Annotated in this window: 14 protein-coding genes; 7 read left to right on the top strand and 7 right to left on the bottom strand. The window is 62.6% G+C overall.

Features of this window, described 5'->3' with window-relative positions:
• Both ACM6UT_RS20645 and ACM6UT_RS20650 read left to right on the top strand, forming a co-directional pair.
• Positions 1–511 (top strand): fumarylacetoacetate hydrolase family protein (locus ACM6UT_RS20645; RefSeq protein ID WP_416799221.1); only part of this gene is annotated, 511 nt, incomplete at its 5' end.
• 28 nt (positions 512–539) lie between these two features.
• Positions 540–1,817, top strand: coding sequence for an L-fuconate dehydratase (locus ACM6UT_RS20650; RefSeq protein ID WP_416799222.1), 1,278 nt, complete (start codon positions 540–542; stop codon positions 1,815–1,817).
• A gap of 60 nt (positions 1,818–1,877) precedes the next feature.
• Here the strand turns inward: ACM6UT_RS20650 and ACM6UT_RS20655 are convergent, their stop codons facing one another.
• From ACM6UT_RS20655 to pdxR, 7 genes are all read right to left on the bottom strand, one after another.
• Positions 1,878–2,780, bottom strand: coding sequence for a GntR family transcriptional regulator (locus tag ACM6UT_RS20655; protein WP_416799223.1), 903 nt, complete (start codon positions 2,778–2,780; stop codon positions 1,878–1,880).
• A gap of 23 nt (positions 2,781–2,803) precedes the next feature.
• Entirely contained in the window at positions 2,804–3,580 is a 777-nt protein-coding gene (locus ACM6UT_RS20660; protein WP_416799224.1) for an L-fucose dehydrogenase, read from the bottom strand.
• A 62-nt stretch (positions 3,581–3,642) separates the two neighbouring features.
• Positions 3,643–4,590, bottom strand: coding sequence for an ABC transporter substrate-binding protein (locus ACM6UT_RS20665; RefSeq protein ID WP_416799225.1), 948 nt, complete (start codon positions 4,588–4,590; stop codon positions 3,643–3,645).
• A 96-nt stretch (positions 4,591–4,686) separates the two neighbouring features.
• The gene (locus ACM6UT_RS20670) at positions 4,687–5,679 is read right to left on the bottom strand and encodes an ABC transporter permease (RefSeq protein WP_416799226.1); all 993 of its coding nucleotides are present in this window, start codon (positions 5,677–5,679) and stop codon (positions 4,687–4,689) included.
• Positions 5,676–7,196: a sugar ABC transporter ATP-binding protein gene (locus tag ACM6UT_RS20675; RefSeq protein WP_416799227.1), complete on the bottom strand. Its 1,521-nt coding sequence runs from the start codon at positions 7,194–7,196 to the stop codon at positions 5,676–5,678. The genes ACM6UT_RS20670 and ACM6UT_RS20675 overlap by 4 nt, the downstream gene beginning before the upstream one ends.
• Positions 7,189–8,205: a zinc-binding alcohol dehydrogenase family protein gene (locus ACM6UT_RS20680; protein ID WP_416799287.1), complete on the bottom strand. Its 1,017-nt coding sequence runs from the start codon at positions 8,203–8,205 to the stop codon at positions 7,189–7,191. The genes ACM6UT_RS20675 and ACM6UT_RS20680 overlap by 8 nt, the downstream gene beginning before the upstream one ends.
• A gap of 196 nt (positions 8,206–8,401) precedes the next feature.
• Positions 8,402–9,817 carry a MocR-like pyridoxine biosynthesis transcription factor PdxR gene (pdxR, locus tag ACM6UT_RS20685; RefSeq protein WP_416799228.1) on the bottom strand — a complete coding sequence of 472 codons (1,416 nt, stop codon included), beginning with the start codon at positions 9,815–9,817 and terminating at the stop codon, positions 8,402–8,404.
• Positions 9,818–9,907: 90 nt separating this feature from the next.
• On the opposite strand from pdxR, the gene ACM6UT_RS20690 reads away from it, so the two are divergent.
• The 5 genes from ACM6UT_RS20690 (at position 9,908) to repB (ending at position 15,357) form a co-directional block, all read left to right on the top strand.
• The gene (locus tag ACM6UT_RS20690) at positions 9,908–10,606 is read left to right on the top strand and encodes a glutamine amidotransferase (RefSeq protein WP_416799229.1); all 699 of its coding nucleotides are present in this window, start codon (positions 9,908–9,910) and stop codon (positions 10,604–10,606) included.
• Positions 10,603–11,283, top strand: coding sequence for an MOSC domain-containing protein (locus ACM6UT_RS20695; protein WP_416799230.1), 681 nt, complete (start codon positions 10,603–10,605; stop codon positions 11,281–11,283). The genes ACM6UT_RS20690 and ACM6UT_RS20695 overlap by 4 nt, the downstream gene beginning before the upstream one ends.
• The gene (gene pdxY / locus ACM6UT_RS20700; RefSeq protein ID WP_416799231.1) at positions 11,280–12,140 is read left to right on the top strand and encodes a pyridoxal kinase; all 861 of its coding nucleotides are present in this window, start codon (positions 11,280–11,282) and stop codon (positions 12,138–12,140) included. The genes ACM6UT_RS20695 and pdxY overlap by 4 nt, the downstream gene beginning before the upstream one ends.
• A 951-nt stretch (positions 12,141–13,091) precedes the next feature.
• The gene (gene repA / locus ACM6UT_RS20705; RefSeq protein ID WP_416799232.1) at positions 13,092–14,300 is read left to right on the top strand and encodes a plasmid partitioning protein RepA; all 1,209 of its coding nucleotides are present in this window, start codon (positions 13,092–13,094) and stop codon (positions 14,298–14,300) included.
• Between the two features lie 70 nt (positions 14,301–14,370).
• Positions 14,371–15,357, top strand: coding sequence for a plasmid partitioning protein RepB (repB, locus tag ACM6UT_RS20710; protein WP_416799233.1), 987 nt, complete (start codon positions 14,371–14,373; stop codon positions 15,355–15,357).
• The last annotated feature ends 84 nt before the right edge of the window (positions 15,358–15,441 follow it).

The following is a 15,441-nucleotide window of genomic DNA, read 5'->3' on the forward strand; positions in this document are numbered from 1 at the left end:
GGTGCGCATTCCCCGCGGCTCGGAAAAGACCGACTGGGAGGTCGAGCTCGGCGTCGTCATCGGCAAGACTGCAAAATATGTCTCCGAGGCCGACGCCCTCGACTATGTCGCCGGCTACTGCGTCTCCCACGACGTCTCCGAGCGCGGCTTCCAGACCGAGCGTGCCGGCCAGTGGACCAAGGGCAAGTCCTGCGACACCTTCGGCCCGATCGGCCCGTGGCTCGTCACGAAGGACGAGGTCGCCGATCCGCAGGACCTCTCGATGTGGCTCAAGGTCAACGGCGAGACCATGCAGGACGGCTCCTCGAAGACCATGGTCTACGGCGTCGCCTTCCTCGTCTCCTACTTGAGCCAGTTCATGAGCCTCCACCCCGGCGACGTCATCTCCACCGGAACACCCCCCGGCGTCGGAATGGGCATGAAGCCGCCCCGCTACCTCAGGGACGGAGACACCGTCGAACTCGGCATCCAGGGCCTCGGCACACAGAAACAGACGTTCAGAGCCGATTGATGACTGCAAGAGAGACGAGGCGACTGCCATGACCAAGATCACCAGCCTGCGCAGCATCGACCTGCGCTTTCCCACCTCGCAGAGTCTCGACGGTTCGGACGCGATGAACCCGGATCCGGACTACTCCGCCGCCTATGTCGTGCTCGGCACCGACACGCCGGGCCTCGAAGGTCATGGCCTGACCTTCACCATCGGCCGCGGCAACGAGATCTGCTGCGCGGCGATCGATGCCCTGGAGCACCTCGTCGTCGGCCTCGACCTCGACTGGGTGAAGGCCAATCCGGGCCGCTTCTGGCACTATCTTACCGGCGACAGCCAGTTGCGCTGGATCGGGCCGGACAAGGGGGCAATGCATCTCGCCACCGGCGCCGTCGTCAATGCAGTCTGGGACCTCTGGGCCAAGGAGGCCGGCAAGCCCGTCTGGCGGCTGGTCGCCGACATGTCACCGGAAGAGATCGTCTCGATCGTCGACTTCCGCTACCTGACCGATGCGCTGACGCCCGCGGAAGCGCTCGATATCCTGCGGAAGGCCGAGGTGGGCAAGGCCGAACGCATAGCTCTCCTCGAGAGGGAGGGCTATCCCTGCTACACGACCTCGGCGGGGTGGCTCGGTTATTCCGACGAAAAGCTTCGCCGCCTCTGCCAGGAAGCCGTCGACGAGGGCTTCACCCATATCAAGCTGAAGGTCGGCCGCGATCTCGAGGACGACAAGCGGCGTCTCAGGATCGCCCGCGAGGTGATCGGCGACGATCGCTTCATGATGATCGATGCCAATCAGGTGTGGGAAGTCGGAGAGGCGGTCGAGTGGATGAAGGAGCTCGCGCCTTACCAGCCGTACTTCATCGAGGAACCGACGAGCCCCGACGATATCGCCGGCCACAAGGCTATCCGCGAGGCGATCGCGCCGATCAAGGTCGCAACCGGCGAGATGTGCCAGAACCGCATCGTGTTCAAGCAGATGATCGCCGGCGGCGCCATCGACATCGTCCAGATCGACAGCTGCCGCATGGGCGGCCTGAATGAGGTGCTGGCAGTGTTGCTGATGGCGGCGAAGTACCGGTTGCCGGTCTGGCCGCATGCCGGCGGCGTCGGTCTCTGCGAGTATGTCCAGCATCTCTCGATGATCGACTATCTCGTCGTCTCCGGCACCAAGGAAGGCCGCGTCATCGAATATGTCGATCATCTCCACGAGCATTTCCTCGAGCCCTGCCGGATCGAAAACGCGGCCTACATGCCGCCGAAGCTGCCGGGCTTCTCGATCGAAATGAAACCGGAAACGCTTTCGCACTACCGCTTCGGCGGCTGAGCATGCTGCACCGGGAGGCGGAGGACGTCGCTCCGCCTTTCGGGATTGACCCCTGCCCCTTCAGGCCGGGGCGTGAACGCGCAATGAGGAGAGAAGCGTCTGCTTGGACGTAGTGAGATGATCGGTCATCGCCGCCTGCGCGGCGGCCGCATCCCGCGCCTTCAACGCCGCAATCAGCCGCAGATGCTCGCCGATGGCCGCTTCGTTTCGCTGGCGTTCATGCGTCTTGTCCCATTGGAAATGGTAGTGGAAAATCAGCGAGACGATCTTCTGGAATTCCGCGGCAAAACGGTTGTGGACCGCGCTACCGATCAATGTGTGGAACTCTTCGTCCAGCAGCGAAAAATCGTGGAACCGCTCATCGATCTCGGCGGCGAGCGCTCGATGCTTCCGTTCGAGATCGTCGAGCCGTGCCCAGATGGGATCTTCAGGCGGCAGCCGGACCAGGTGCGACACCGCGTTCAGTTCCAGGATCATCCGGAATTCCGACAGTTCGACAGCGAATTCCCGCGTAAAGCCCAGAAGTTCCCAGCCGCCTTTCGGCCTGCGCCGCACGAGGCCGAACCGGCTGAGTGACGCCAGGAACTCATGCAGCATCTGCGGTGTGACGGAAAACTGCCGCCTGAGCTTGGCGACATTCAGGGCCGTTCCGGGCGCCACGTCGAAGCGGAGAATCCAGTCGAGAAACTGCCGTTCGAGTTGCTGCTCGCTGATCTGCCCGGACTGGACCTCCAGCCGATCCTTGTCCTTCGGCGTTCGAAGAAGCTGCTTCTGCCGGCCGACCCAGGTTATGATCTTCGCGTCCTGCAGCTTCTCCAGAATGGCGCGCACGACCGTGCGGCTGACGTCAAGCCGCTTCGCCAGGTCGTTTTCTGACGGCAACTGATCGCCGGCAGCCATGGTCTTGCAGAGGTCGAGCGCTTCGTTGAATGCTTCTCGAAACCGTTCGTCAGTTCGCGCCATTCATGCTCCAGGTCGGGATAGCATCATCGCACGCCGGCGAGTGCTCTATCGAGGTGGGTATAGCCGCCGTCGACGAAGAGCCATTGTCCCGTGAGATGCAGCGCCTGCTGCGAGAGTGCAAAGGCCACCATGGCGGCGATTTCGCGGGCTTCCGTCATGCGCTGTCCAAGCGGGATGCGCGCGGTAATCTCCGCCAGTTTCTCGGAAGGATTGTCGAAGGTCGCAATCCAGCGTTCGTAGAGCGGGGTCATCACCTCCGCAGGAATGACGGCATTCACGCGGACGCCGTCGCCTGCAAAGGCGGCAGCCCATTCGCGCGTCAGGCCGAGCTGCGCCGCCTTCGCCGCGACATAGGCCGAGGTCCCGCCCTGGCCGGTCACGGCGGTCTTGGAGCTTATGTTGACGATCGCACCCTTGGACTGCCGGAAGTCGTCCGCCAGCAGATGGACCAGCGTATAATAATGAATGAGGTTCTTCTCGAGCGAGGCGCGGAAGGCTTCCGGCCCGGCCTCGATGCCGACGCCGTCGTTGATGCCGGCATTGTTGACGAGGCCGTAGACGGTGCCGAAGCGCGCGCGCGTCTCGTCGACCGCCTTGCGACATTGATCGTCACTTGAAAGCTCGACTTCAACGAATGCCGCCTTCGCACCGAGGGAGGCGAACCATTCGGGGTCCGGGGGTCGTCGTGCGAAGATGACGGGGGTGGCTCCTTCGGCTGCGAGCAATTCCGTGATCGCGCCACCAATTCCGGCAGCACCGCCCGTGACGATGATGACTTTGCCTTCAAGTCCAAGATTCATGAGATATCTGCCATACTGAAAAACTGCTGGCCCGCAAGTGCGGGCCAGCAATTCCGGTTAGATCAATCGTAAAGAACAGCCGAGATTTCCGGGCTGTCCATATTGGTCTTGTCGTACCAGTAGAAGCCGGTGTCGATCGTCTTCGGGAGGCTCTCTCCCTTGATCGCGGCGACGGCGGCCTTGACGGTCTCGTAGCCGATGCCGACCGGGTTCTGCGTGATGGCGCCGGCCATGACGCCGTCCTTGATCGCCTGCTTCTGCGCAGCGCCGGAATCGTAACCGATGACGGCGACGCCCTTGGTGCCGGTTTCCTTGATGGCATTGACGATGCCGATCGCCGAACCTTCGTTCGCCCCGAAGAACCCCTTCAGATCCGAATTTGCAGCCAGGATCGCCTTGGCGATTTCGGTCGACTGCAGCTGGTCGCCGCCACCGTACTGGATGTCGACGATCTCGATATTCGGATGCTTCGCCTTCATCTGGTTCACGAAACCATCGCGCCGGTCGATGCCGGTCCGCGAGGTCTGGTCGTGAACCACGAGAGCGACCTTGCCGGCATCTCCGATCAGCTCGGCCATCTTGTCGGCGGCAAGCGCTGCCGCAGCGACGTTATCCGTCGTTGCCGTTGTGACGGGGATATCGCTGTCGACGCCGGAGTCGAACGCGATGACCGGGATCTTCGCATCCTGCGCCTGCTTCAGGAGCGGAATGGCCGCCTGCGTGTCGAGGGCGGCGAAGCCGATCGCCTGCGGGTTCTTGGCGAGGGCGGCAGACAGCATGTCGATCTGCTTGTCGACCTGCGTCTCGTTGTCGGGGCCTTCGAAGGTCACCTCGACGTTGAACTCGGCGGCGGCCTTGTCGGCACCGGCCTTCACCGCCTGCCAGAACTGGTGCTGGAAGCCTTTCGAAATCAGCGGAATATAGGTCTTGTCCTGAGCATATGCCGCCCCTCCGGCGCCCTGGATGGCGACCGCACCCAGTGCGGCCATGATGCTACGTCTCGTAATCATTTCACTCCTCCATTTTTCGGCGACATGCCGTTGCTGCGATTTGAGACTGCGTTGCGGGACGTTGATCGTCCTTCTCGGAAAAGATTTGCATGCTCCTCACATGCGTTGGCGGCGAACCATGTCGGCGTAGACTGCCAGGATGATGATCAGCCCGGTGACGACCGTTTGCCATTCCTGCGCGACCGACAGGATCCGGAGTCCATTCAGGAGGACGGACATGATGAATGCGCCGATGATCGTACCGAGGATCGACCCCCGTCCACCGGCCAGCGACGTTCCGCCGATGACGACGGCGGCAATGGCGTCGAGTTCGTAGCCGAGACCCAGCGCGGGTTGCGCCGAATTCAGTCGGGACGCGATGATCAGGCCCGCGATCCCGCAGATCCCGCCCGACAGGCTGTAGACGCAGATCTTCCAGAAGTCGGTGTTCACGCCGGACAGCCGCGCCGCTTCTTCGTTCGACCCAAGCGCGAACGTGTAGCGACCGAGAGCCGTGCGATTGAGGATGAACGCCATGAAGACGGCCAGGACGAAGAGAACGAGCACACCGTTCGGGATCGGAAGGAACGGAAGCACGGTGCCGATCAGCGAGCCGGTCGAGATCTGCGAGAACCCCGGCGTTCCGTTGAAGTAGATGGGCTTCGTCCCGGAGATGACCAGCGACAGGCCCTTCAAAATGAGCATCATGCCGAGCGTCGCGATAAAGGGCGGGATCTTCATCCGTGCGATGAGCGTGCCGGAAACGAAGCCACAAAGAGCACCCGTTCCGATCGCTGCCGCGATCCCGAGCGGAAGCGGCATCCCGAGATAGGTCAGAACCACGCCGGCGATCACCGCCGTGAACGTCATCAGTGTCCCGACGGAAAGGTCGATGCCGCCGGTTATGATCACCATCGTGACCGCCACGGCCAGCACGCCGTTGACGGACGTCGCCTGCAGGATACCGATGAGGTTCGAGGTCTGCAGGAACTTGTCGGAGGCCAGGCTGAAGAAGATCAGCATAACGATCAGGCTGGCGGAAGCGAGAAGCTTCTGATGGACCCCGGATGATGCCTTCTTCTTGATTTCGTTTTGAACCGTCAGCGTCATGCCGCCTCTCCCCCCGATTCGCCCCGGCGCTGTGTGGCCAGGTGCATTATTTCTTCTTGTGTTGTCGTCTTTCCTCCGGGGAGGATGCCCGTCAGGCGTCCTTCGCACATCACCGCGATCCGGTGTGACAACCTGAGCACCTCGGGAAGCTCGGACGAGATCACGATGATCGCCTTGCCGTCGCGCGCAAGCGATTGCAGCAATCGGTAGATTTCCGACTTCGCACCGATGTCGATGCCGCGCGTGGGTTCATCGAAGATCAGGATATCGCAGTTGCGCAGGAGCCATTTCGCCAGCACGACCTTCTGCTGATTGCCACCCGACAACAGCCGGACCTCCTGGCGCTCGGACGGTGTGCGGATACTCAGCTGCTTGATGTAATCGCGTGTGACGCCCCCGAGTCTGGCATCCGAGATCACGCCGAAGCTGTTTGAGAAGCGGGGAAGATTGGGCAATCCGACATTGGCGGTGACGTCAAGGCCGAGCGCCAGGCCGAGGTGTTTGCGGTCTTCGGAGAGATAGCCGATTCCGGAAGCCACCGCGTCCTTCGGACTGCCTATCGAGGCCGTCTTGCCGTGCACGACGATTTCCCCGCCATCTCTTCGGTCGGCGCCGAAGATCAGTCTCGCGACCTCGGTTCGTCCGGCCCCCATAAGGCCGGCAAAGCCGAGGATCTCGCCCGCCTTCACGGTGAAGCTCACGTCCCGGACAGCCTTGCCTCGCGAAAGCCCGCGGACCTCCAATGCGACCGGCGCATCGGATAGGTCGGGAATGTCCACCTCGGTATTTTCCAGTTCACGCCCGACCATCATTGAGATGATCGTCGAAATCGGTGTGTCTGACGCCTTGACCGTGCCGACATAGGCGCCGTCCCGCATCACCGTCACCCGATCCGCGATCTTCTTGATCTCATCCATCTTGTGGCTGATATAGACGATCCCCACGCCCTCCGACTTCAGCCTCTCGATGATCGTGAAGAGATCATGGACCTCCTTGTCATTGAGTGCGGCGGTCGGCTCGTCCATGACGAGCACACGGGATCTGTGGGAAAGGCTCTTGGCAATCTCGACCATCTGTTGCTGGGCAACCGACAAGGTCCGGACCTCGGCCCTCGGGTCGATGGAAATGTTCATTGCCGAGAATATGTCCTGCGCCGCCTGGTTGAGGGCAGCCTCGTCGAGGCGCCAGAAGGTCTTGCGCGGTTCGCGGCCAATAAAGATGTTCTGGGCGACGGTCAGGTCGTTCATCAGGGCAAGCTCCTGATGGATCATTCCGATGCCAAGTGCCTGGGCGGCATGTGGGCTGGGAATGGCGACCTCTTCTCCGGCAATACGGATCGTTCCTCCATCCGGCTGCCATATGCCGGAGAGAACCTTCATCAGCGTCGACTTTCCAGCTCCGTTTTCGCCCATCAGGGCGTGAACCTCACCGGCAACGAGGTCAAAACTTACGCCCCTCAGCGCATGCACGCCGGGGAAACGCTTGTCGATCGCCTCGAGTTTGATGAGTTCATGCATGACCCGACCTCCAGGCAGGCAGCGCGACCAGCGCCTTGATCAGTCCCGACCGGTCGGCCGCGAGTTCGGGCAGCCGCTCCGGCAGTTCTTCGAGGGACAGGACGGTCGAGACGAGCTTGCCGCCGTCGATCGCGCCAGAGGACAGCGCTTCCATCACATGGAGGAAATCAGGCCTCTGCGCGTTCCGGCTGCCGACGAGCTTCATCTCGCGCTTGTGGAACTCGGCGTCCGAAAATGTGAGATCACCCTTGACGACCGACACCAGCACATAGGTGCCTCCATGGGCGACGTGAAGAAAGCCCGCCTCCATCGCCTTCGGATTGCCCGTCGCGTCGAAGACGATGTCGAAACCGTCTTCGAGCCCGCCAACGAGGAGAGGCTGAGTGGCCAGGTGAAGCTGCGAAAAGCCCAAGGATCTCGCGGCCGCGAGACGTTCCTCGCTCATGTCCATCATATGGACCTCCGCACCGGCCAGACGCGCAAAGAGCGCTGCCCCCAGCCCGATCGGTCCGGCGCCGGTAACGAGAACCCGGTCGCCGGAGGCCGCTTCGGACCGGCGTACCGCATGAGCGCCGATCGCGAGAAACTCGACGAGGGCTGCATCGCGTTCCGACAGCTTGGACGCGTCATAGAGATTGCCGGCAGGAACCGCGATCCTTTCGCACATTCCTCCGTCCCGGTGGACGCCGAGAACGCCGATCGCCATGCAGCAGTTCGGCTTGCCGCGCAGACAGGCTCGACACTTGCCGCAGGCTATATAGGGATTGATGGTGACGAGCTGGCCCTTTTTCCACCCCTCCGCGTCTACCGCCACATATCCGGAAAGCTCGTGACCGATGACACGCGGATATTCCAGATAGGGATGCTTGCCCTCGAAGATGTGGTAGTCCGTCCCGCAAAGGCCCGCGGCGGCAATGTCGACGAGCACCCATCCGTCCGGCGCGGCGACCGGCAGATCTCTTTCGAGCAGACGAAACTCGCCGGGCTCCACGCACACGCCGCTCACCATGCGACGGACCGATGTCGACTGACCGCTCATATGTCCTCCCCGACCGTATGTTTTTTATGATTATAGACATCCTACAGTCGGCGCAAATGTTTTTTATTTTTTTGAGCAGATACGCTGACACGGTCGACCGGCAGAGATCTCGGCGGCCGGTTCCGGCGGCACACGTCCGCTCGCCAAGAGGTCGTCGCGAACGAGGTCAGCCGGGCCAGCTTCGCGCGAGGATCTGCACCGCGCGGAGGATCTGCGCCTCTTCCAGCGCCGCATAGCCGAGGCGAAAGGCCTGCGGCGCGGGGCCGCCAAAAGCAAACCGCGTACCCGGCAGCAAGGCCAGACCAGCCCGACCGGCACGCTCGGCCCAGACATCCACCTTCACGTCTTCGCTCCGCAGCCAAAGTGCCAGCCCGCCGGCCGGCAGATCAAATGCCACCCGCGTGCCCAGCTCTTGCGACAAGGCCCTCGCCAGCAGATCGCGACGGATGCGATAGACCCGCCGCGCCTTGCGGGCATGGCGCCCGAGTTCGCCGTCACGGACCAGCTCGGCCAACGCCGCCTCCAGCGCGACATCTCCCTGCCGATCGATCGCCGCCCGCGCCGTCGCCATACGGGTTAGCAGGGGCTCCGGCGCCACGACATAGCCCAGCCGGATGCCCGGCGAGAGCAGCTTGGAAAGAGAGCCGACATAGATCAGCGGCAGGTCCGCCGGCGCGCGCGTCGCAAGGGGCAGGACCGGGCGACCCTCGAAGCGATATTCATGGTCGTAGTCGTCTTCGATCAGCGTGATGCCATGACGCTGTGCCAGCTCGAGAAGCTGCAACCGCCGGGCCGCCCCCATGGTAACCGTGGTCGGATACTGGTGGTGCGGTGTGACATAGACCGCCCTGATGCGTGGATCGCACATCAGGGCAGCCTCCAGCGCGCAGACCGACAGCCCGCCGGCGTCGACCGGTATGCCATGGACGCCCGCCCCAGCGGCGCGGAACGCCTCCCAAGCGAGCGGATAACCGGGCTCCTCCACGGCAATCACCTGACCAGGCTCGATGACCGCTCTCGCCGCCAGAAACAGCGCCATCTGGCTGCCGCGTGCGATCAGCACGCGTGCAGGATCCGCAACCACGCCCCGGTCGGAAGCGAGATAGGCGGCGAGCGCCTGGCGCAGGGCAAGCGTGCCGCGCGCGTCTCCGTAGTCGGCCCCGGCCCGAAACGCCGGAGACAACAGCGCCCGGCGAAAGGCTCGCGCCAGCGCCTTGTTTGGCACCAGCTTCGGGTCGGGTGCGCCATCGGTGAAAGCCAATGCCGGGCGGACTTCCGCCGGCTCCTCCGGAACCGGCACGACACGCGAAGCCATCATGCCCTGAGGCAGATCCCCAGCGACGAATGTGCCACGCGCCCGCTCGGCACGCAGCCAACCTTGCGTCAGCAGCTCCTGGTACGCGGCATCAACCGTATTGCGATGCACTCCTAGCTCCCGCGCCAGCGCGCGTGTTCCCGGGAGGCGGGCACCGGGCGCCAGGCGGCCACGGGTGATGTCACGAATAATCGCATCGGCAATCGCCAGAAACACGGGGCCATGCGGCTTCTTCTCTATGTCCAGGGCAAGCAGATCACGCACCATATCGTTCCGGCCTATCACGATTCCAAAAACTGGACCTTCTGTATGGGCCAGTTATCTGCGAGACCGATACGGAAACGCAAGAGGACATCCGTGTCGAAATCCGCCCTTATCCTGCGCCACCTGGCCTTCGAAGACCTCGGCAGCTTTGCCCCTGTTCTGGAGGACGAAGGCTATCGGCTCCTCCTCGTCGAAGCCGGCATCGGCCCGCTGCCCGATCCGCTGGGCGCCGATCTCGTCGTGGTTCTGGGCGGCCCGATCGGCGTGAACGACGGGCGATCCCATCCGTCAATGGCAGCGGAACGCGACTGGCTCGCACCGCGCCTCGCCGCCCGCCGACCGACGCTCGGTATCTGCCTCGGCGCACAACTGATTGCGGCGGCAGCCGGCGCAAGGGTGGCCCCCATGCCCGGCAAGGAAATAGGCTTCGCTCCGCTGGAACTGACTGCGGCTGGACGAAAGGGGCCGCTCGCAGCCCTTGATGGCGTGCCGGTTCTACATTGGCACGGCGAGGCCTTCGAGACACCCGTCATGGCAGAGAACCTCGCGGCGACCGGCGCCTGGGCCTCGCAAGCCTTCGCGCTTGGGCGGACCGTGCTGGGGCTGCAATTTCATTCCGAAGCCGGAGAACTGCCCGCCTTCGAACGCTGGCTGATCGGCCACAGCGTGGAACTTACGCAAGCCGGCATCGCGCCCGAGGATCTTCGGCGAGCCGCTCAAGCAAACGGTCCTGCCCTGAGGGTCGCCGGACAGGCGATGCTCAAAGCGTGGTTGCGGGAGCTGCCGGCATGATGAGGATCACGCTTCTGACCGGCCGAGCGAGCCCCCTTCCCCACAGCGATGCCCTTAGCGGGATCAACAAGACACCGGTGGACCAGGCATTGGCCCTCGGTCGGCAAGGACTCGAAGGCGACGAACAGGCGGACCGCCGCGTGCACGGCGGGGTCGAAAAGGCGGTGCATCACTATCCGTTCGATCACTATGCCGTGTGGCGCAGCGAGCTTGGTCCCCTGCCTCCGCTGCTCACGCCCGGCGGCTTCGGCGAGAACATTTCGACGACCGGCCTGACCGAGACCACGGTCGCCGTAGGGGACGTCTTCCGGCTCGGCACCGCAATCCTGCAGGTGTCGCAGGGACGGCAACCCTGCTGGAAACTCAACCGCCGGTTCGACGTGCCGGACATGGCTTGGCGGGTGCAACAGACCGGCCGCACCGGTTGGTACTACCGTGTCCTGCAGCCGGGCGCCGTAGGGTCCGGCGACCGACTGGAACTGATCGAACGCGTCGCCCCCGACTGGAGCCTGCGCCGGATCTGGCACGCGCTCTATGTCGACCGGCTGAACCGACGCGAACTGGCAGGCATTGCCTCGCTCGACGTGCTGGCCGAAGGCTGGCGCAAATACGCGGTCCAGAGGCTGGAAAGCGGTCGGGTCGAAGACTGGAGCAAAAGACTGGACGGTACTGCATGACCCGCCCCCCTTTCGTAATCTCAATCCAGAGCCAGGTCGTCTTCGGCCATGTCGGCAATTCCGCCGCCGTCTTTCCGATGCAGGCGGCCGGGCTTGAGGTGGCATCGATCCCGACCGTCGTGTTCTCGAATACCCCAGATTACCCGACGCTTCGCGGCCGTGCCTTGCCGCCGGAGTTCTTTTCCGACCTGCTGCACGGTGCGCGGGAGCGAGGCCTGCCGGAGCGTGCGGCATTCATCGTCACAGGCTACATAGGCTCGCTCGACGTCGCCCTCATGGTGGCGGATTTTGTCGCCGAGGCGATGACGGCAAATCCCGAGATCACCTATCTTTGCGACCCGGTGATGGGCGATGCCGGTCCCGGCCTCTACGTCCCCGAGGCCATTGCCGACGTGATGCGCGAGCGACTGCTGCCGATGGCCGACATCGCAACACCCAATCCGTTCGAACTCAGTTGGCTGACCGGCCGCGAGATCGTGACAGTGGCGGACCTGGAAGCCGCAAGGCAGGTCCTGCGCATCGCGGCAGATGCCCGACTGATCGCCACCGGCTGCACTCTCGAAGACACGCCTGACGGCCATATCGAGAGCGTCATCCTCGGTTCCGACGGCATCAGCCGTCACCCGACGCCGCATCTGCCGATCGCCCTGCCCGGAACCGGCGATCTCTTCGCCGGTCTGATTGTTGCAGGATTGGGGCACGGTCTGGCACTGACCCGCGCGGTCGAAACAGCCCAGGTTCTGACCTCCCGCGCGCTGGGGCATGCAAGCGCGCTCGGCGCCGGCGAGGTGGTGCTCAGTGAACAGGAGTTCCGCCGGGCGTTGCTGACACTCGGTCCCGGTAGGGACGGCCGGTGAAGACATCGTTTACGCTGGCCCGCTGGTCACGAAGACCTTTCCGCTCCGCTGTCCGTTCCAGCGGCTACGATCACGTCGAAGGGTCATGGCGCTTGCGCACTATGGCGCCACGCAGGCGATCTTCCAGCGCTTGTGCCCTCAGCGAGGGCGACGTGAACCTGTGTTCGAGCGCTCTGCATACCGTGCGGCATGTGCGGTTACCGATCAAAATGGAGGGAAAACCGCACAGCTCGTCGTCTTCATTTAACGAACGATAATGTGACCCGTTTTTGGAGTTTCGCTTATTGGTCCCGGATAAGGGTAGATGTCGACCAACGATCGGACGATATAAGCACCAAAATCATCTCTCTTTTCGTGCAGCACCGCAAGGCCTGACATGTCCCTGCCCGACCTTTTCCGGAGAAGAGGTGAACGGCGCGCACCCGACACACTGCGATCAACCCGCTCGACCATCGGGCATCGTCGTGGCGATGTGAGACCGCCATCGCTACCCCTTTCCGAGAGCGCCGATGTCCGCCGGCCCGCGAGCAACGCAGCCGCAGAGCCGTGCCGGAAGAGCCCTCCCCTGTCCTTGAGGAATGGAAGGGGAGACAAAGCTGGAAAGGCGGATTGAAAATCGTCAGAATGAACGCGCCTCACGGGCCGGTTCGCATGGGTGAGTCGGGTGAGTCGCAGCGATTCTCCATCTTTACTGAGGTGGATCACAGCGAAACCAAGCACCGTCGCTGTCCGGACCTCGCGAAACCCAGGGCACCACCTCCGGCGGCCACACGGCTTAAGAGGCGGAAACATATGGCGAATCCGCGGCAGACGCTGTGCCAGCCCATCCGATCCATGCGGCGCCGGCACCCGTTACGGAACAGCCCGGCTTGTCTCCAGCAGAGAATCGCAGATAATAACGGTTAAGAGGCAAGAATAGCCTGAATACCGTTTTTTGAGAGCAAGCGCATAATGAGCACCAATCCATCCTTGGCTGTCGACGACTCCCTGCACTTTGAGGATCTCATTCTCGAGCAGGGCGACCTGATTTCCAAGAAACTGCACCTGCTCAGCGTGCAGCGTTTTCCGCCCAATGCACGCAAGAACCTCCGCTCCTTCTCGCTGGCAGAGGTTGCCAACTATATCGGCGTGTCGCAGAGCACGCTGAAGAAGCTCCATTTGGAGGGCAAGGGCCCCCTCCCCCAGACCTCCTCTTCCGGCCGGCGTTCCTACACGGCCGAGCAGATGATGGAACTGCGCTACTACCTGGATCAGCATGGGCGGTCGGAATCGAAGAACTACGTCCCCCATCGTCGGCCGGGAGAGCGACTGCAGGTCATCGCGGTCGTCAACTTCAAGGGCGGTTCCGGCAAGACCACGACTGCCGCGCATCTTGCGCAGTATCTCGCATTGACGGGCCACCGCGTGCTCGCCGTCGACCTCGACCCGCAAGCATCGCTCTCCTCGCTCCACGGCTTCCAGCCGGAGCTCGACCAGATGCCCTCGCTTTACGAGGCGATCCGCTACGACGATGAAAAGCGTTCGATTGCCGACATCATTCAGCCAACCAATTTCCCCGGCCTCGACATCGTTCCAGCCAATCTCGAGCTGCAGGAGTTCGAATACGACACGCCGCTTGCCATGTCGAACCGCTCGTCGAACGAGGGGAAGACCTTCTTCACGCGTATCTCGCGGGCTCTGTCGGAAGTCGACGATCGCTACGATGTCGTCGTCATCGACTGCCCGCCCCAGCTCGGCTATCTCACCATTACGGCGCTCACGGCGGCGACGAGCGTCCTGATCACCATTCACCCACAAATGCTCGACGTCATGTCGATGGGGCAGTTCCTGCTGATGCTGGGCGGCATCCTGAAGCCGATCCGCGATGCCGGCGCCGAGGTCAATCTCGAATGGTATCGCTACCTGATCACCCGTTACGAGCCGATGGATGTTCCGCAGGCCCAGATGGTCGGATTCATGCAGACACTCTTCCACCAATACGTGTTGAAGAACCACATGCTGAAGTCGACGGCGGTCTCCGATGCCGGGATCACCAAGCAGACGCTCTATGAAATCGACAAGAACCAGATGACCCGCTCCACTTACGAACGGGCGATGGAATCGCTCGAATCGGTGAACAATGAGATCTGCGAGTTGATCCACAAATCGTGGGGGCGCTGAGTTGTCAGCTGACAAAAACGAGGTTTTCGCGTTTATTTTCAGAATGATGCGCGAGAAACGGAGAGAATAGATGGCACGCAAGAACCTTTTGGCCGGATTGGTAGCTCCCGAGAGCGCGCCTGCTCCGCAATCCTCCAATACCGCCTACCCCATGCGCGGCGCCTCCAAGAACATGATCCGTTCTCTGGACGAGCTGGCAAAGCAGGCCGACAAGTTCCTCGAAGGCGAGGCCGTCGTCGAGATCGATCCCAAGCTTATCGAAGGCTCGTTCGTCTCCGATCGTCTGGAAGATGCGTCCGAACAGTTCGCCGAGCTGAAACAGGCAATCCTGGAACGCGGTCAGGATACGCCGATCCTTCTGCGGCCGCACCCTACCCTCCCCGGGCATTACCAGGTGGTCTTCGGTCATCGGCGTGTGCGAGCGGCCCGCGAACTCGGACGGCCGGTCAGGGCTGTCGTGAAACAGCTAGACGACAAGTCTCACGTCATCGCCCAGGGGCAGGAGAATTCCGCCCGGGCGAATCTGACGTTCATCGAACGCGCGCTGTTTGCACGCCGCCTCTTCGACCTCGGTTACGATCGCAATGTCATCTGCTCGGCGCTCGCAGCCAACCAGGCAACCGTATCGAAGATGATGTCCGTCACCGATCGCATCCCCGCCGATGTCGTCGAGCGAATCGGCCCCGCGCCGTCCGTCGGACGCGAGCGCTGGGTCGAACTCTCGCTGCTGGTCGGGAAGGCCTCGAACGCGGAAAGGGTGCAATCCCTGACGCAGGGCACAGACTTCACCAGACTTGAAAGCGACGAACGGTTCAACACGCTGTTTTCGGCCCTCAATAGGTCCGGTAAGGCCGTCAAGAAGACGGAAATGCCAACCGCGAAGCTTCTCTGGCAACCCTCTGACAAGGGAGTTTCCGCGCAAATATCAAACACCGGCAAGGCGTTCACGCTCGCGATGAAGGCGAAGAACGCTGCGCGCTTTGGCAAGTACCTGTCGGACAATCTCGACCGGCTCTATGCCGAATTCATGGACGAAATGACCAACGAAGGAGATTAGCGCGCAAAAGAAAAAGGCCCCCAAACGTTGCCGTCGTGGAAGCCCTTCTCAGGTGTAGCAAGCTGAGATTCTCATTTCCACGAT

The organism is Ciceribacter azotifigens (assembly GCF_048159625.1).
Classification (GTDB): domain Bacteria; phylum Pseudomonadota; class Alphaproteobacteria; order Rhizobiales; family Rhizobiaceae; genus Allorhizobium; species Allorhizobium azotifigens.